Here is a 16,140-nt window from a genome sequence, read left to right as displayed (position 1 = left end):
AATTAAGCGGGCGGACCCAGAAGATCAAGAAGCCTGCGCATCTGGCGGCGCGATTTTAGTTGGAAAACGGGAACATTGGGTCCGTTCTGCACCAGCGAAGCGACCACCAGGGGCGCAAAGCGATTGTCGAACGTCCAGACATAGCGCAGGAACTCCCAATCGAGCTTCTCGGGACAACCAGGCGCCATCTCGGGCCGCGTTCGGCCGATCCATCGGAACCAGCGCGTCGTTATTCCCCAGATGCAGAGAAGACGCGGCATGCGCACCCAGATGACGATGTCGGTGCGAGGGAGGCGGATGTCAAAACTGGTGGGACCGGTACCGTCGAAGGCCCATCTGTCCTCCTGCACCTTTTCGGCCATCAGCCGCCGCTGTTCCTGCTTGTCGCGCTGAGCCCAGCCGGGGAGCCAGAGAATATCACGATCGATCGAGACATAGGTGAGGCCGAAGCGTGCGGCCAGATATTGCGACAAGGTCGATTTACCGCCGCCGGAGCAACCGATCACCATGATGCGACTGGCTTTTGCGATGCGACCGGCCACGTCTGTGATATCAGTCAGGTAGTTCGGGGCCTCGGGCTTCGTTAATGCAGTCATCGCCTGCCTCCGCGTTGATCGCCCTGCCCTCATCGAACCTCAGAGACCAAGGCTGCTATTCGCGGACGACGCCCTAAACCGCTTCGATGACCGGCGGATGACAGCGGGAGATCACCATTCCAACCTCAGTTGGTCGGACAGAACAGGCTCACTCCAGTAGTGCCGCCTACTCCGCCGCCATCAGCACCTTTCGCTCGCGCGCCGCACGAAGCCGCGCGAAATCGTCTCCGGCGTGGTGGGAGGATCGTGTCAGGGGGCTGGACGCCACCATCAGGAAGCCCTTGGTGTAGGCAACCGTCTCGTAGGACTTGAACTCGTCCGGCGTGACGAAGCTCATCACGGCATGGTGCTTGCGGGTCGGCTGCAGATACTGGCCGATGGTCAGGAAGTCGACATCGGCGGTGCGCAGGTCGTCCATCAGCTGCAGCACTTCGTTGCGCTCTTCGCCGAGGCCGACCATGATGCCGGACTTGGTGAACATTGTCGGGTCGAGTTCCTTCACGCGCTGTAGCAGGCGGATGGAGTGGAAATAGCGTGCACCGGGGCGGACCGTCAGGTAGTTGCCGGGCACCGTTTCCATGTTGTGGTTGAAGACGTCGGGCTTGGCAGCGACGACCCGCTCCAGCGCACCGGGCTTCTTCAGGAAGTCAGGCGTCAGGATCTCGATGGTGGTCAGCGGAGACGAGGCCCGGATCGCCCAGATCACCTTCTCGAAATGCTCGGCGCCGCCATCGGCGAGGTCGTCACGGTCGACTGACGTAATGACCACGTGGCTGAGGCCCATTTCCTTGACGGCCTTGGCGACGTTTTCAGGCTCCGCCATGTCGAGGGCATTGGGCTTGCCGGTCGAGACGTTGCAGAAGGCACAGGCGCGGGTGCAGATCTCGCCCATGATCATGAAGGTCGCGTGCTTCTTCTCCCAGCACTCGCCAATGTTGGGGCAGCCCGCCTCTTCGCAGACGGTGACGAGCTTGTGTTCCTTGACGATGGCGCGCGTTTCCGCGTAGCCCTTCGAGGTCGGGGCCTTGACGCGGATCCAGTCCGGCTTGCGCAGCACTTCGGTATCGGGCTTGTGGGCCTTTTCCGGGTGGCGGATGCGCAGGGCGGATGGATTGATGGTGTCGAGAATCGTGACCATAACGTTCTTTCTGCCGCCTAGAGCGACAAACCTATCGCTGGACGAGCCGGGCGAGAAATATCAGAATGCAGGCACCGAGGAAACCGGTGATGAAAAAGCCCATGCGTGTGTCTGCCACGGCGATGTGGAACTGGGTCAGGATGGCGTTTGCCACCACCGATCCGACGATGCCGAGCACGATATTCAAGAGGATGCCATAACGCGCTTCCATCAGCTTGCCGGCCAGCCAGCCAGCAAGTCCGCCGATGATGATAGCGCCAATCCAACCTACGCCCATGATTTGCCCTTAGCCTCAGGCTATCGCTCGCGCCAGCAACACCACAATGATGGCGCCAACGGTCGCATGAATGATCTGCACGACCAGCAGATTTTGGATGCCGAGCGAGATGCCCAGCGCGTGAAACAGAAAGCCACCGACGAACGCACCGATGACGCCGCTCAGCAGGCAGCTGAGCAAACCGCCGCCGCCGACTACTAGGCTGGCGAGGAAGCCCGCCACGAGGCCGATCAGCAGGAATACGACCCAAGGCTGCGATAGAATTGACATGATAATCTCCTTTGCATTGGTCCGCTCCAATAGAGGGCGGCTTAGCGGTCTATCAAGCGTTCAGCGCGCGGCCGTAGGCGTCCAGCGATGCTTCCTTCATCGTCTCCGATACCGTCGGATGCGGGAAGATGGTGTGCATGAGCTCTTCTTCCGTCGTCTCCAGGTTCATCGCGATGACGAAGCCCTGGATAAGTTCGGTGACCTCGGCGCCGACCATGTGCGCGCCAAGCAATTCGCCCGTCTTGTTGTCGAAGATGACCTTGCAAAGCCCCTGGTCTTCGCCGAGCGCAATGGCCTTGCCGTTGGCAGCGAAAGGAAAGCGGCCGACGCGGATGTCGCGGCCGAGTTCCTTGGCCTTGGCTTCTGTAAGGCCGACCGATGCCACCTGCGGATTGCAGTAGGTGCAGCCGGGAACCTTGCTCTTGTCGGTGGCGTGGACATTCGGCAGTCCGGCGATCTTCTCGACGCAGACGACGCCTTCATGCTCGGCCTTATGGGCAAGCATCGGAGGACCCGCGACATCGCCGATCGCATAGATGCCGGGGACGTTGGTCTTGCCGTAGCCGTCGATGACAACGCAGCCGCGATCGGTCTTCACGCCGAGCGCTTCGAGACCGAGATTGTCGATATTGCCAACGACGCCGACGGCCGAAATCATCCGGTCGGCGGTGATCTGCTGGCTCTTGCCATCCTTGGTCTCGATGGTGGCGGTGATGCTGTCGGCTGATTTTTCGACTTTGGTGACCTTGGCGTCGAGGATGAACTTGAGGCCGCGCTTCTCGAGTTGCTTCTTGGCGATGGCGGAAATCTCGACATCTTCGACAGGCATGATCGAAGACATGACCTCGACGACGGTGACGTCGACGCCCATGGAACGATAGAAGCTGGCGAACTCGATGCCGATGGCGCCGGAGCCCATGACGAGCAGCGTCTTCGGCAGAGCCTGGGGCTTCATAGCCTCGAAATAGGTCCAGATGAGCTTGCCGTCCGGCTCGATGCCCGGCAACGCACGCGGACGAGCGCCGGTGGCGACGATGATGTGCTTGGCGTTGTAGGTGCCGTCTTCGCTCTTGATGTTCTTCGGCAGCGGGTTCTGCGGCTGAACGGCAGGCTTCTTCGACTTGGTGACGACGATCTCGCCGAGCTTGGTGATTTTCGCTTCACCCCAGATGACGTCGATCTTGTTCTTCTTCATCAGAAAGGCAACGCCGCCGGTCAGCCGCGCGGAAACGGCGCGCGAACGGGCGACGACTGCGGTCACGTCCGGCTTGACGGTGCCTTCGAGCACCAGGCCGTAATCTTTGAAATGGTTGGCGTGGTCCATCACCTCGGCCGAGCGAAGCAGCGCTTTGGTCGGGATACAGCCCCAGTTCAGGCAGATTCCACCGAGATGCTCGCGCTCGACGATCGCCGTCTTGAGGCCCAGTTGGGCTGCGCGGATCGCCGCCACGTAACCGCCGGGGCCGGAGCCGATGATAATGACGTCGTAGTTCTCTGCCATTTTAATTCCTGTCTTGTCGTTTCTTGTCGTTGCTGGCCGCACGAAAACCAGGGCCAGCCGAGAGATCAATCAAAGTCCAAGCATCATACGCACGATCGGCTCGAGGCCGCGGCCAAGTGCCTTTGTATTTTCAACATCGAGGTGAACACCGTCGAGCGGTGTCGTGACGGCAACCGAGGCACCGTCGAAGAAGCCACAGCCCGTCTCGTCCGCCAGGTCGCGATAGAGCGTCGCCAGCTTCGGCGATTCTTCCACGCCGCCGGCAAACATCGCGGCAAATGGCGCATTGGCCGTTTCGCAGATGATCGGCGGCGCAACGATCAGGATTTCCGGGGCATCGTAGTCGAACGCCCAGTCGTGGTGGCGGATCAGCCCAACGAGCCGCCCCATCCCCTGGCAGGCGGCAAAGGCCGAACCGGCCAGCACCGGCTTCATGTCGTTGGTGCCGAGCAGGATGACGACGAGATCGACCGGCGCATGCGTCTCGAGGATGGTCGGCAGGATCCGCGCTCCATTGCGATCGCCATCGGCGAGATGGTCGTCGAAGGCCGTGGTGCGGCCATTCAGACCTTCCGCAATGACGCGAACCTTGCCGCCGAGTGCTTCCTGCAGCACGCTCGGCCAGCGGTTTTCGAATTCATGCCGACCGAGCGTGTCGGCATCGTAGCCCCAGGTCAGGGAGTCGCCGTAGCAAAGAACAGTTTTCATGGCAGTGCCTCCGGTTCCCCTACCCCTTGCGGGGAGGGGCTAGGGGTGGGGGTGGCAATCGCCGCTACGATTCGTCTCAGCACCAATGGCATGTCCAACATCACGTCCGTATTTGAGAACCGCATCACGCGAAAGCCTTCGCCTCGTAGATAAGTATCACGTACGGCATCACGCAAGCGCTGATCCCTATCGTCATGAATCTTGCCGTCAACCTCGATAATCAATCGTCGTCCAAGGCATACAAAATCCGCGACGTAGGGCCCGATAGCCATTTGCCTACGGAAATGTGTATCTTTTAATTCAGTCATCTCTCGGCGAAGGGCGGTCCAAAGACGGCGTTCTGCGTCGGTCATGAGCTTGCGCAGCTTGTGAGCATTCCGGGCAGCTGAGGCGCTGGGGGAATTTGGCTTGTCCCGATTCCATGCCATACAATGCCTTCCCTATGGAACCACCCCCACCCGTCCGCTGACGCGGACACCCTCCCCGCGAGGGGGAGGGAAATTCGCTAAACCAGCATGCCCATCGGGTTCTCGATGTAGCCCTTGAAGGCGGCGAGAAGCTGGGCGCCGAGGGCACCGTCAACGCTGCGATGATCGGTCGACAGCGTGACGCTCATCACGGTGGCGATCGCCATTTCGCCCTTCTTGACGATGACGCGCTGCTCGCCTGCGCCCACGGCCAGGATGGTCGAGTGCGGCGGGTTGATGACGGCGGCAAATTCCTTGACGCCCATCATGCCCATGTTCGAGACCGACGTCGTGCCGCCCTGGAACTCTTCCGGCTTCAGCTTGCGTTCCTTGGCCCGCTTGCCGAGGTCCTTCATCTCGTTGGAGATTGCAGACAACGTCTTCAGCTCGGCCTTGCGGATGATCGGCGTGATCAGGCCGCCCGGGATGGAGACGGCGACGCCGACGTCCACGTGCTTGTGCTTGACCATGGCGTTCTCGGTCCACGACACGTTGGCATCCGGGACATCGCGGAGCGCAAGTGCCATCGCCTTGATGATCATGTCGTTGACCGACAGCTTGTAGGCCGGCGCGCTGTCCTTGCGCGGTGCGGCATCGTTGAGCTGCGCGCGCAACGCCATCAGCGCATCGAGATTGCAATCCACCGTGACATAGAAATGCGGGATGGTCTGCTTGGATTCGACCAGACGCTTGGCGATGATCTTGCGCATGTTGTCATGCGGCACAAGCTCGTAGGAGCCGGCTTCGAACAGCTTCATGACGGCTTCGTCCGACGCACCCTTCGGCAGGCTCGCGGCTGGGGCCGATGCAGCTGTTGCAGACGGTGCGGAGGCCGCTTTGGCGCCGCCACCAGCTACCGCAGCTTCGACATCGCTCTTGACGACGCGACCATGCGGGCCGGAGCCGGCCACTGCCGACACATCAATTCCGGCTTCCTTCGCCAGGCGACGGGCAAGCGGCGACGAGAAGGTCCGGGCGCCGCTGGCAGCTGCAGGAGCGGCCTTCGGCGCAGCAGGTGCTGCGGCAGCGACCGCCGGCGCATCCGCCTTGACGGCTTCCTCGGCCTTGGAGGCAGGTGCAGCTTCCGACTTCGGCGCGGACGCTGCAGCCGGGGCTGCGGAACCCGCACCGCTCGCAGCAGCACCGACGTCCTCGCCATCGGCGGCCAGTATGGCGATCAACGCGTTGACCTTGACGCCCTGAGTACCGGCGGCAACGACGAGCTTGGCAACGGTGCCCTCGTCGATTGCCTCGACTTCCATGGTGGCCTTGTCGGTTTCAATCTCGGCCAGCACGTCGCCGGACTTGACCTGATCGCCTTCCTTGACCAGCCACTTGGAGAGCGTACCCTCTTCCATGGTCGGCGACAGGGCAGGCATGGTGATGTTGATAGGCATCGAAAGACCTTCCCCTTATTTGTAGCAGACGGCTTTCACCGCATCGACGACTTCGCCGACGTTCGGAAGGGCCAGCTTTTCGAGATTGGCGGCGTAGGGCATCGGAACGTCCTTGCCGGCGATCGTCAGGATCGGCGCATCGAGGTAGTCGAAAGCCTGCTGCATGACGCGGGTGGCGATTTCGGTACCGACCGAGTTCTGCGGATAGCCTTCCTCGACGGTGACGAGGCGACCGGTCTTCTTCACCGATTCGATAACGGTCGGCAGATCCATCGGACGCAGCGTGCGCAGATCGATCAGTTCGACGTCGATGCCGAGCTGTTCGAGTTCGGCGACAGCCTTGACCGCGTAGGTCATGCCGATGCCGAACGAAACGATCGTCACGTCCTTGCCGGTACGGTGGATACGGGCCTTGCCGATCGGCAGCACGAAGTTGTCCATCTTCGGCACATCGAAATGCTGGCCGTAGAGGATTTCATTCTCGAGGAAGACCACCGGGTTAGGATCGCGGATTGCAGCCTTCAGAAGGCCCTTGGCGTCGGCTGCCGTGTACGGCATGACAACCTTGAGGCCCGGGATCTGGCTGTACCAGGCAGAGTAGTCCTGGCTATGCTGGGCACCGACGCGGGCAGCCGCACCATTCGGGCCACGGAAGACGATCGGCGCACCCATCTGGCCGCCGGACATATAGAGCGTCTTGGCAGCCGAGTTGATGATCTGGTCGATGGCCTGCATGGCGAAGTTGAACGTCATGAACTCGACGATCGGCTTCAGACCTGACATGGCGGCACCGACGCCGATACCGGCAAAGCCGTGCTCGGTGATCGGGGTATCGATAACGCGGCGGGCGCCGAATTCCTGCAGCAACCCTTGCGTCACCTTGTACGCGCCCTGGTACTCGGCCACTTCCTCGCCCATGACAAAGACGTTATCGTCAGCGCGCATTTCTTCGGCCATGGCGTCGCGGAGTGCGTCGCGTACGGTCGTCGAGACCATTTCGGTGCCGGCCGGGATGTCCGGATCGGCAGCGATATGAGCCTTTGGCTGGGCCGGTACCTTGCTGTCGGCGCGGGCCGTCGGCTCATCGGCCGATTGGCGGGCCTTGCCGCCGGCGTCGTTGCTGGTCGCAGCCGGCGTGTCGGCATCGGCCTTGGGGGCCGCAGCCTCTTCGGTGTCCGAACCGGCGCTCATGGCGTCGGTGCTTTCACCTTCGGCCAGCAGGATCGCGATCTTGGCATTGACCTTGACGCCCTGGGTGCCTTCGGCGACCAGGAGCTTGCCGATCGTGCCTTCGTCGACGGCTTCGACTTCCATCGTCGCCTTGTCGGTTTCAATTTCGGCAATGACGTCGCCGGAGGTGACCTTGTCACCTTCCTTCTTCAGCCATTTGGACAGTGTGCCTTCTTCCATCGTCGGAGAGAGGGCGGGCATCAGGATATCGATAGGCATGGGTTCCCTCCCCGATCAGAGCAGAATGTCTGTATAGAGCGCGGATGCATCCGGCTCCGGCTCGGACTGGGCGAAATCGGCACTGTCAGCAACGATATCGCGAACATCCTTGTCGATCGCTTTCAGATCGTCTTCGGATGCCCAGCCCTTTCCGACCAGGCGCAAGCGCACCTGCTCGATCGGATCATGTTCTGAGCGCATCTTCTGCACTTCGTCCTTGGAGCGATACTTCGCCGGGTCGGACATCGAATGGCCGCGATAACGGTAGGTCAGCATTTCGAGAATGATCGGGCCCTTGCCGGACCGGCAATGCTGGAGCGCCTCGTCGGCTGCCGCCTTGACGGCGCGCACATCCATGCCATCGACCTGCATACCGGGAATGCCGAAGCCCGAACCGCGAAGCGAATAGTTGGACTGCGCCGTCGCGCGGGCCGAGGACGTGCCCATGGCGTAGTGGTTGTTCTCGATGATATAGACGATCGGCAGCTTCCAGAGAGCAGCCATATTGAAGCTCTCGTAGACCTGGCCCTGGTTGGCAGCACCGTCACCGAAATAGGCGACAGAGACGCTGTCATTGCCACGGTATTTGTTGGCGAAAGCGAGCCCGGTGCCGAGCGAAACCTGCGCGCCGACGATACCGTGACCGCCGTAGAAATGCTTCTCTTTCGAGAACATGTGCATCGAGCCGCCCTTGCCGTGCGAATAGCCGCTGCTGCGACCAGTCAGTTCGGCCATGACGCCACGCGCTTCCATGCCGCAAGCGAGCATGTGGCCGTGGTCGCGATAGGCCGTGATGACCTGATCGCCTTCCTTCTGGGCCATCTGCATGCCGACGACGACAGCTTCCTGGCCGATGTAGAGGTGACAGAATCCGCCGATGAACCCCATGCCGTACAACTGTCCGGCCTTTTCCTCGAAACGCCGGATGAGCAGCATTTCGCGGTAGGCTTTCAGCTCTTCGTCGCGATCGAAATCGGCGATAGGACCGCCGTTGGTTTCAACACGTGCTGACTTGGACGTTTTCCGGTTGGAAACGGACGCGATTTTCGGCGCCATTCAACCCTCCCCTGTGTGATAAGCATCGATCAATGGTGACGCGTAACATAGGGAAGATTAACAGATGCAGCAATGCCATAAACGCATGGCTAGTATTCGATATAAGTCACTGAAAAATAAATAAAATCTTCGATTAACTGAAATTCAGTTAATCGCGCTATTTGTTGAAGATGACGATTTCGTCGGCCTTGGAATAATCGAGCTGGTAACGGGCCTTTTCATCAAGCATGTCCTTGTCGAGCGATCCGTCGCTGAGCAGGGCAACCTCCTTTTCAAGGTGCTGTCGCTTAGCAACGAGATCGGCCAGATCCTTGGAGCGGGCCAGTCGCTGCTGCTCGAAGACTTCGGTCGCCCGCAGGCCGTAGTCGCCATGGACGCAGTGGTAGCCGAAATAGGATACGAAGGCGACGGTGATGGCTGGAAGAACCAGGTGACCGAGCCGCTTCTTCTTATGATATTTTGTCCACATGCCGTTTGCCCATACGCTGTACCCGTGTGAGCGACACTAGACGGCAGAGATTAACCGTCCGTTGACCGTGTTGCGAGATCGACTAAAAAACCGCGCCCGAAGGCGCGGTTGGTAGAAAAGCGGATGCGTCTGGTATCAGCCGCGCAGGATGGACGTGCCGGCGTAGCGGGCCTGCGGACCGAGCATTTCCTCGATGCGGATCAGCTGGTTGTACTTGGCAAGACGGTCCGAGCGCGACAGCGAGCCGGTTTTGATCTGGCCGCAGTTGGTGGCGACCGCGAGATCGGCAATCGTCGAATCCTCGGTTTCGCCGGAGCGGTGCGACATGACGGCGGTGTAGCCGGCCTTGTGGGCCGTTTCGACGGCGTCGAGCGTTTCGGTCAGCGTGCCGATCTGGTTGACCTTAACGAGGATCGAGTTGGCGACGCCCATCTTGATGCCGTCGCGAAGGCGCGAGGAGTTGGTGACGAAAAGGTCGTCGCCAACCAGCTGGGTGGTCTTGCCGGCAAGCTCGGTCAGCGTCTTCCAGCCTTCCCAATCGTCTTCGGACATGCCGTCTTCGATCGACAGGATCGGATACTTGGCAGCGAGTTCGGCAAGGTATTCAGCCATGGCGCCCGGCTCCAGCGTGCGGCCTTCGCCTTCGAGAACGTACTTGCCGTCCTTGAAGAACTCGGTCGCAGCGCAATCGAGGCCGAGGTAGATGTCTTCGCCGGGACGATAGCCGGCCTTCTCGATCGACTTCATGATGAAGTCCAGGGCTTCCGGCGCGCTCTTCAGGCCCGGTGCGAAACCGCCTTCGTCGCCGACATTGGTGTTATGACCCTGGGCCGACAGCTCCTTCTTCAGCACGTGGAAAACTTCGGAGCCCATGCGGACGGCATCGGAGAAGGTTTCTGCACCGACGGGGAGAATCATGAATTCCTGGAAGTCGATCGGGTTGTCGGCGTGGGCACCGCCGTTGATGATGTTCATCATCGGCACAGGCAGAAGGCTGGCATAAGCGCCGCCGACGTAGCGATAGAGCGGCAAGTCGGCGCTCTGGGCAGCGGCCTTGGCGACGGCGAGCGATACACCGAGGATGGCGTTGGCGCCGAGGCGGGACTTGTTGGCCGTGCCATCCAGCTCAATCATCAGGTTGTCGATCTGGATCTGGTTTTCAGCATCGAGACCGCCGATGGCCTCAAAAATCTCGGTATCGACGGCTTCTACAGCCTTTTCGACGCCCTTGCCGTGGTAACGCGAGCCACCATCGCGCAATTCGACTGCCTCGTGGGCACCTGTCGAGGCGCCCGACGGGACTGCGGCGCGACCCATGCTGCCGTCTTCCAGATATACGTCGACTTCGACAGTCGGGTTGCCGCGGCTGTCGAGAATCTCGCGGGCGATAATGTCGGTGATTGCGGTCATGGCTGGTTCCTGCTCGCTGGTTATAATCGATTGAAATCTCTAAATCGAAGGCGTGACAATTACAATGCCATCACGCGCTTCGAATGAGGGAACGTCATAGCCGACTAAACCAAGATCATGTCAGCCTGTTGAACGCTCCCGCAGATGCTAGGCCTTGGCGATGGCGTCGAATGCCAGTAGCTTTTCGAGCAGCTGCGGCATGTCTTTCAGATGCACCATGTTGGGGCCATCGGACGGCGCATGGTCGGGATCCTCGTGGGTTTCGATAAAGACGCCGGCGACGCCGACGGCAACGGCCGCGCGGGCAAGGGTTTCCACGAATTCGCGCTGGCCGCCTGACGATGCGCCCTGGCCACCGGGCTGCTGCACGGAGTGGGTAGCATCGAAGATCACCGGAGCGCCCATCGCCGCCATGATCGGCAGCGAGCGCATATCGGAGACCAGCGTATTGTAGCCGAAGGAGGCTCCGCGTTCGCAGAGCAGGATATTCGGGTTTCCGCTGTCGTTAAGCTTGGCCAGCACGTTCTTCATGTCCCAGGGGGCGAGGAACTGACCCTTCTTGACGTTGATGATGCGGCCGGTCTTGGCGGCAGCGACCAGAAGATCGGTCTGGCGCGACAGGAAAGCCGGGATCTGCAGGACATCCACGGTCTTGGCGACAAGCGCGCACTGCTCTTCCGTGTGGATGTCGGTGAGCACCGGGAAACCGTATTCCTGCTTCAGATCGGCGAAGATCTCCAGAGCCGCTTCCAGCCCAAGGCCGCGCTGGGCGGACAGGGATGTGCGGTTGGCCTTGTCGAAGGACGACTTGTAGACGAGCCCGATACCGAGCGAGGCGCAGAGTTCCTTGAGCTTGCCGGCTATCGTGAAGGCATGGTCGCGGCTCTCCATCTGGCAGGGACCGGCAATCAGCGAGAGGCGCTTGCTGTTGGAGAAAGTGACCTTGCCGGGGCCTTCGCCGGCGACCACGTCCGAATTTGTCGAATGGCTCATGCTGTCTCCTCGAAGGCAAACAATGCCCCCTGCCCGGGAGCGGCCTTCACCAGAATAGTGTTGCTCTTGCGTGTGTAGGTCACGCCGTTACCAGCCAAATGCGCTTCTGTCACGGAAAGATCGCGAACGGCAAAGACGATTGCCCGCCCCCGCAGGCCCGGATCTTCACCGGATGGCGCCACCTCATAGAAGGCCTCCATCCCCTCGCCGCTCAAGATGTCGATTTCCACATTGGCCGACGATGCTGTGATGCCAAAGGAATGCGGAGCGATTGCGGCACCATTGCCAACTTCGCTGATGAGCCCGGAAAACGCCTCCGGACTGGCGGAGGACAGTACAATGCGCGAAATGCCGAGAACGCCGTTCGGATGCCTCTCCAGCGCGCTGCGATCCGTCGGCATCGCATTGATGCGCTCGCAGGTGAAAACGAAGAAATCCGGGGCACGCAAATCTGCAGCGAAGGCAAGTCGAAAGCCGGCGATCGATTCGGACCCGTCCGGCATGCGCAACGGCCTTTCGAACTCGAGGATCTTGCCGCCCGAGACCCCGCTGTCGAGAAAGCGCTGCTGGTCGCTTTCAGCATTGCCGGTTGCGAAGGCAATGGAGGAAAAACCATCGTCGCCGACGCGAAACCGGAAAGCCTGGTCGCGCGCGACGAAGACATTGCCGGCCAGCGCCGACGCCTCGCACTCCGAGAGACTGGCAATGCCGAGTGGCTCGAGATAGGTCTTGTCGGCAAAGAAAACGCAAGCATTTTCAGTACCAAAGGGATGCCGTGCATCGGCAGCGACAGTGAAGCCGACCTTGCTCAGCCGCTGGCGCGCAGAGGCTATATCACAGGTCGGCAGGACCAGATGGTCGATCGGGTAGGCTGCTGTCATGGTTTGTCTCCACCCTGCGAAGCCGTCAGCGACCGCAGCGCGACATGATCTTCCAAAAACGCGATTATTCCAACGGCGTTCACAAAGATTTAGTCACTTGCGGAACACATATGGAACAGATAGTGTCCGTTCTGGCTTTGTTTCGCACTTGGAGCACGAAAAACGATGTTGACGCGCAAGCAACAGGAACTGCTTCTCTTCATTCACGAACGAATGAAAGAGTCCGGCGTGCCGCCTTCTTTCGATGAAATGAAGGATGCGCTGGATCTGGCGTCGAAATCAGGCATCCATCGGCTGATCACGGCGCTGGAGGAACGCGGCTTCATTCGCCGCCTGCCGAACCGGGCGCGTGCCATCGAGGTCATCAAGCTTCCCGAGGCCTATAACCCGAATGCGCAGCCACGGCGCGGCTTTTCGCCGAGCGTCATCGAAGGCAGCCTTGGCAAGACGCCGGCTGTTGCCGCAGCGCCGACAAAGCCCGCAGTCGACGACCGCAGCGGCTCCGTCTCGCTGCCGGTCATGGGCCGAATCGCTGCCGGTGTTCCCATTGCCGCGATCCAGAACAACACCCACGACATCATGGTTCCAGCCGACATGGTCGGCGCCGGCGAGCATTACGCGCTCGAGGTGCGAGGCGATTCGATGATCGAGGCCGGCATCTTCGACGGCGATACGGTGATCATCCGAAATGCCAGTACGGCGAGCCCCGGCGACATCATCGTCGCCCTCGTCGATGACGAGGAGGCCACGCTCAAGCGCTTTCGCCGCAAAGGTGCCTCCATTGCACTCGAGGCAGCCAACCCGGCCTACGAGACCCGCATCTTCGGCCCGGACAGGGTGAAGATCCAGGGGCGGCTTGTCGGCCTCATCCGCCGGTATCACTGACCGGTGACGTGGCGTCGGTACCGGTGAAAGCGGGCTTTCGCCAGTCGTAGACTCGATGCCTCTCCCATGGACGGTCAAGGGCGCTGAACGCGGTGATGAACTCTGGCTTAGGAGAGCTTAAGTTGACCTCTATGGAACCTGTTTTGCGTAACGAAGCGCCGGTGTAGAGCACTGCACCGGACCGACAGCGATCAAGGCGAAGTTTGACCGGCGTGATGACAATGTCGGCGGTATCGCAGGCCGGCCCCAGATAAGCCGCGTCGGAGATAGTCACCAGCATCGCGCCCGTCTCGAGCATGGCAACGCACCAATCGCGACCATGGCAGGCAAACCCGCCGTCGACCGCATTGTCCAGAGCAGTTTCCATTGCTGACCGCAATGTGGCCTGATGCTCCGCATCCATACGGGTCGAGGGGCGGCCACGAACGGAATGGGACGGGGTCGAGTTGTCCGGCGGCAGCATTTGCGGCGGCGTATCCTCTGACACCAGCAGGGCTCGCTTCCATTGCTGATAGATAAAATCCGGGGGGCGTTCGCGGTTGCGCTCGAGGCGCCCCTGCCGGAACAGGGCGACGAGTTCGCCATCCTCCGAAATCAGCAGTTCCGATTTCTGGAGAGACGGTTGGAAGGCGGCGAAGGTCACCGAGGCTGCAATCAGCAACGCGCCGGCATGGCGCATAGGCGTCCGCAGCACCGTCATCAGCAGGAAGCCGGCAATAATGGTCGGGAAAAGTCCGGCAGGCAGGCGCGCGAAGGGCACATTGCCACCCCATGCCGCCACCGTCTTTGCAATGACCATGACGATATCGAGTCCCCACCCGGTGACTAGCCAGAATACGCCGTCTAGGCCGAAAGGCATCATCAGCATGGCAAGCATGCCGATCGGCATGACGATGAATGACACCACCGGCATGGCGGCAAGGTTGGCAACGAGGCCATAGGTCGCCAGCCTGTGAAAATGCTCAATCGAAAAGATCGCCGTCGACGCGCCGCCGATGAACGATGTCATGGCGACGCCTGTGAAGAAGCGGCTGACCGCCCGCACCGGCATCGGTGCCCGGAAAGCGGCAAACCGCCGCTCGCGGGGCGGACGTCCCTTCCATAGCGAATAGCCGGATACAAGGGCGATGGTCGCCGCATAGGACATCTGGAAACTCGGGCCGAGGATCTGCGACGGCGAGAGCACCAGGATGGCGATGGCCGATAGGGCGACATTGCGCAGGCTGAAGGATGGTCTGTCGAACAGCACCGCGACCAGCATGATCGCCATCATGATGAAGGCCCGTTCGGCCGATACCCCGAAGCCGGAAATGAAATAATAGGCGGTGACGGTGATCAGCGCACCGACGGCTGCAATTTTCTTGGTCGGAAAAGCCTGCGCCAATCCGGGAAACAGGCTCAGTACATGCCGGAGGCCGACATAGAAGATACCGGCCGACAAAGCCATATTCAGTCCCGAGATGGCGATGATATGGGCGAGGCCGGACACCCTTAGGGCATCCGTCGTTTCCGGCGAAATCGCCCGACGTTCGTCGTTGACCAGCGAAGCCGCGAAGGCGCCGGTGTCGCCGGGCAGGATCGAGCGGATTCGGTCTCCGATATGGCCGCGCAGCCCAGTCAGCCAGCGGTCGATCCTTTGGAGCGTGGTTCGCTCGCTGGTGTCGTCGACGCTGGCCATCATCAGTTGCGGCGTACCGTAGAAGAAACCGTTGGCACCGGTGCCTTCGAAATAGGCAGTGAACGCAAAATCGTGGAGGCCGGGCAGCGCAGGGCCTGCTGGCGGGCTTAACCGGGCCCTGCCCTCAACCACATCTCCGAGTTCGAACGGTACATCCTGGCCGCGCACAAGAAGGGATATCTGCTCCGGTGGCCGCCGAACGACAGGCGCGTCTGTCGCCAGCAGATCCAGCACGTAGCGCCACCGCCCTTTATCGTCCACTTCGCGGCGCTGAACTTGGCCGGTGATGGTGGTGGTCACGGGCGAGTCCAGCATGATCGTCGAGGCCCGCCACGTCTCCCACTCAGCGAGAAGCATGCCGAGCAGGCCCAGCGCCGCAGCGAACGCCAGATGCCGCAGCATCGGGCTCAGATTGTGTTTCAGGAGGCAAACGGCGGCGAGCACGAGGAAGCCCGCCGCAATGCCCGTCAGCGGCGGATTGCCCGGCAACTCGAACCAGATAATCGCGCCGCAGCCGATATAGACGGGCGCAAACAGCATCGCGCGACCGTGGGCGGCCTCTTCCGCAAGCATGCCGGCGGTAGCGATTCGCCACCCGTTGAGCGAAAGGGCAGCGCGCTTCGGCCACGGCACGGCGTGTTGCGTGCGGGCAGGCATCCGTCCAAGCTTGGCAACGGCGTTGACAGTGGCGCGCGACCGCTCGGCGAGGCCGAGAAATACCTGGCGGTGACCTTGCCTCTCGCGCGCGTCCAACTCTGCCATTCGCCCGTCAGCCCTGCCCGCAATCGTCAAGCTCGGGGTATTTTTGCAACCTTTGCTCGAATAATTCAACTAAAATCGATTGAAATGCCTGCCGTAGGAAGGTCGCTTCTGGAATGCCGAAGAACGTGCTTTAAAGGCATCGCAATCATGGCGCAGGCGCTGCCCAAAAGTTGATACCGCGATGCACAAATACCGGTCAGGGT

The 16,140-nt window shown here is 61.0% G+C and carries 16 protein-coding genes; 1 reads left to right on the top strand and 15 read right to left on the bottom strand.

Translation table 11 applies throughout. From position 1 onward, the window contains the following. Window positions 1-2: 2 nt before the first annotated feature. From PR018_RS06180 to PR018_RS06120, 14 genes are all read right to left on the bottom strand, one after another. Window positions 3-596, bottom strand: a complete 594-nt coding sequence (locus tag PR018_RS06180; RefSeq protein ID WP_142822572.1) for a P-loop NTPase family protein — start codon at window positions 594-596, stop codon at window positions 3-5. Between the two features lie 166 nt (window positions 597-762). Continuing rightward, complete coding sequence (lipA, locus tag PR018_RS06175; protein ID WP_142828853.1) at window positions 763-1,734, bottom strand: lipoyl synthase; 972 nt, start codon at window positions 1,732-1,734, stop codon at window positions 763-765. A gap of 31 nt (window positions 1,735-1,765) precedes the next feature. Further along, on the bottom strand, window positions 1,766-2,014 hold the full coding sequence (locus PR018_RS06170; protein WP_111215561.1) for a GlsB/YeaQ/YmgE family stress response membrane protein: 249 nt from the start codon (window positions 2,012-2,014) through the stop codon (window positions 1,766-1,768). Between the two features lie 12 nt (window positions 2,015-2,026). Next, window positions 2,027-2,281 carry a GlsB/YeaQ/YmgE family stress response membrane protein gene (locus PR018_RS06165; protein WP_142822569.1) on the bottom strand — a complete coding sequence of 85 codons (255 nt, stop codon included), beginning with the start codon at window positions 2,279-2,281 and terminating at the stop codon, window positions 2,027-2,029. 52 nt (window positions 2,282-2,333) lie between these two features. Continuing rightward, on the bottom strand, window positions 2,334-3,782 hold the full coding sequence (lpdA, locus tag PR018_RS06160; protein ID WP_142822567.1) for a dihydrolipoyl dehydrogenase: 1,449 nt from the start codon (window positions 3,780-3,782) through the stop codon (window positions 2,334-2,336). 69 nt (window positions 3,783-3,851) lie between these two features. After that, entirely contained in the window at window positions 3,852-4,490 is a 639-nt protein-coding gene (locus PR018_RS06155) for an SGNH/GDSL hydrolase family protein (protein ID WP_142822565.1), read from the bottom strand. Next, window positions 4,487-4,918, bottom strand: a complete 432-nt coding sequence (locus tag PR018_RS28445; protein ID WP_111215554.1) for an endonuclease domain-containing protein — start codon at window positions 4,916-4,918, stop codon at window positions 4,487-4,489. The genes PR018_RS06155 and PR018_RS28445 overlap by 4 nt, the downstream gene beginning before the upstream one ends. A 77-nt stretch (window positions 4,919-4,995) precedes the next feature. Then, window positions 4,996-6,354, bottom strand: coding sequence for a pyruvate dehydrogenase complex dihydrolipoamide acetyltransferase (locus tag PR018_RS06150; protein ID WP_142822563.1), 1,359 nt, complete (start codon window positions 6,352-6,354; stop codon window positions 4,996-4,998). 15 nt (window positions 6,355-6,369) lie between these two features. Beyond that, the gene (locus PR018_RS06145) at window positions 6,370-7,803 is read right to left on the bottom strand and encodes a pyruvate dehydrogenase complex E1 component subunit beta (protein ID WP_142822562.1); all 1,434 of its coding nucleotides are present in this window, start codon (window positions 7,801-7,803) and stop codon (window positions 6,370-6,372) included. Window positions 7,804-7,818: 15 nt separating this feature from the next. Then, window positions 7,819-8,859, bottom strand: coding sequence for a pyruvate dehydrogenase (acetyl-transferring) E1 component subunit alpha (gene pdhA, locus PR018_RS06140; RefSeq protein ID WP_142822560.1), 1,041 nt, complete (start codon window positions 8,857-8,859; stop codon window positions 7,819-7,821). A 157-nt stretch (window positions 8,860-9,016) separates the two neighbouring features. Further along, window positions 9,017-9,328: an FtsB family cell division protein gene (locus PR018_RS06135; protein ID WP_111215546.1), complete on the bottom strand. Its 312-nt coding sequence runs from the start codon at window positions 9,326-9,328 to the stop codon at window positions 9,017-9,019. A 135-nt stretch (window positions 9,329-9,463) separates the two neighbouring features. Beyond that, a complete protein-coding gene (gene eno / locus PR018_RS06130; protein ID WP_142822558.1) occupies window positions 9,464-10,738 on the bottom strand; it encodes a phosphopyruvate hydratase in 1,275 nt (424 codons plus the stop codon). A gap of 147 nt (window positions 10,739-10,885) precedes the next feature. Next, entirely contained in the window at window positions 10,886-11,731 is an 846-nt protein-coding gene (gene kdsA / locus PR018_RS06125) for a 3-deoxy-8-phosphooctulonate synthase (protein WP_142822556.1), read from the bottom strand. Further along, complete coding sequence (locus PR018_RS06120) at window positions 11,728-12,612, bottom strand: VOC family protein (RefSeq protein WP_142822555.1); 885 nt, start codon at window positions 12,610-12,612, stop codon at window positions 11,728-11,730. The genes kdsA and PR018_RS06120 overlap by 4 nt, the downstream gene beginning before the upstream one ends. Window positions 12,613-12,777: 165 nt before the next feature. Between PR018_RS06120 and lexA the strand changes: the two genes are divergently transcribed. Next, window positions 12,778-13,497 (top strand): transcriptional repressor LexA, encoded by a 720-nt coding sequence (lexA, locus tag PR018_RS06115; protein WP_142822553.1) that lies wholly within the window; start codon window positions 12,778-12,780, stop codon window positions 13,495-13,497. Here lexA and PR018_RS06110 read toward each other — a convergent pair. Then, the gene (locus tag PR018_RS06110) at window positions 13,478-15,937 is read right to left on the bottom strand and encodes a ComEC/Rec2 family competence protein (RefSeq protein ID WP_142828855.1); all 2,460 of its coding nucleotides are present in this window, start codon (window positions 15,935-15,937) and stop codon (window positions 13,478-13,480) included. The genes lexA and PR018_RS06110 overlap by 20 nt on opposite strands. Window positions 15,938-16,140: the final 203 nt, after the last annotated feature.

The sequence above is a fragment of the Rhizobium rhododendri genome, assembly GCF_007000325.2.
Classification (GTDB): Bacteria; Pseudomonadota; Alphaproteobacteria; order Rhizobiales; family Rhizobiaceae; genus Rhizobium; species Rhizobium rhododendri.
This window is presented reverse-complemented; position numbering and strand designations above follow the sequence as displayed.

Bases quoted from the DNA above. Each gene is read 5' to 3' on its own strand.
- PR018_RS06110 (WP_142828855.1), bottom strand. From the start codon at position 15,937: ATGGCAGAGTTGGACGCGCGCGAGAGGCAAGGTCACCGCCAGGTATTT.
- PR018_RS06165 (WP_142822569.1), bottom strand. From the start codon at position 2,281: ATGTCAATTCTATCGCAGCCTTGGGTCGTATTCCTGCTGATCGGCCTC.
- kdsA (WP_142822556.1), bottom strand. From the start codon at position 11,731: ATGAGCCATTCGACAAATTCGGACGTGGTCGCCGGCGAAGGCCCCGGC.
- lexA (WP_142822553.1), top strand. From the start codon at position 12,778: ATGTTGACGCGCAAGCAACAGGAACTGCTTCTCTTCATTCACGAACGA.
- PR018_RS06145 (WP_142822562.1), bottom strand. From the start codon at position 7,803: ATGCCTATCGATATCCTGATGCCCGCCCTCTCTCCGACGATGGAAGAA.
- PR018_RS06155 (WP_142822565.1), bottom strand. From the start codon at position 4,490: ATGAAAACTGTTCTTTGCTACGGCGACTCCCTGACCTGGGGCTACGAT.
- lipA (WP_142828853.1), bottom strand. From the start codon at position 1,734: ATGGTCACGATTCTCGACACCATCAATCCATCCGCCCTGCGCATCCGC.
- PR018_RS06135 (WP_111215546.1), bottom strand. From the start codon at position 9,328: ATGTGGACAAAATATCATAAGAAGAAGCGGCTCGGTCACCTGGTTCTT.
- PR018_RS28445 (WP_111215554.1), bottom strand. From the start codon at position 4,918: ATGGCATGGAATCGGGACAAGCCAAATTCCCCCAGCGCCTCAGCTGCC.
- PR018_RS06120 (WP_142822555.1), bottom strand. From the start codon at position 12,612: ATGACAGCAGCCTACCCGATCGACCATCTGGTCCTGCCGACCTGTGAT.
- eno (WP_142822558.1), bottom strand. From the start codon at position 10,738: ATGACCGCAATCACCGACATTATCGCCCGCGAGATTCTCGACAGCCGC.
- PR018_RS06180 (WP_142822572.1), bottom strand. From the start codon at position 596: ATGACTGCATTAACGAAGCCCGAGGCCCCGAACTACCTGACTGATATC.
- lpdA (WP_142822567.1), bottom strand. From the start codon at position 3,782: ATGGCAGAGAACTACGACGTCATTATCATCGGCTCCGGCCCCGGCGGT.
- PR018_RS06150 (WP_142822563.1), bottom strand. From the start codon at position 6,354: ATGCCTATCAACATCACCATGCCTGCCCTGTCGCCGACCATGGAAGAG.
- pdhA (WP_142822560.1), bottom strand. From the start codon at position 8,859: ATGGCGCCGAAAATCGCGTCCGTTTCCAACCGGAAAACGTCCAAGTCA.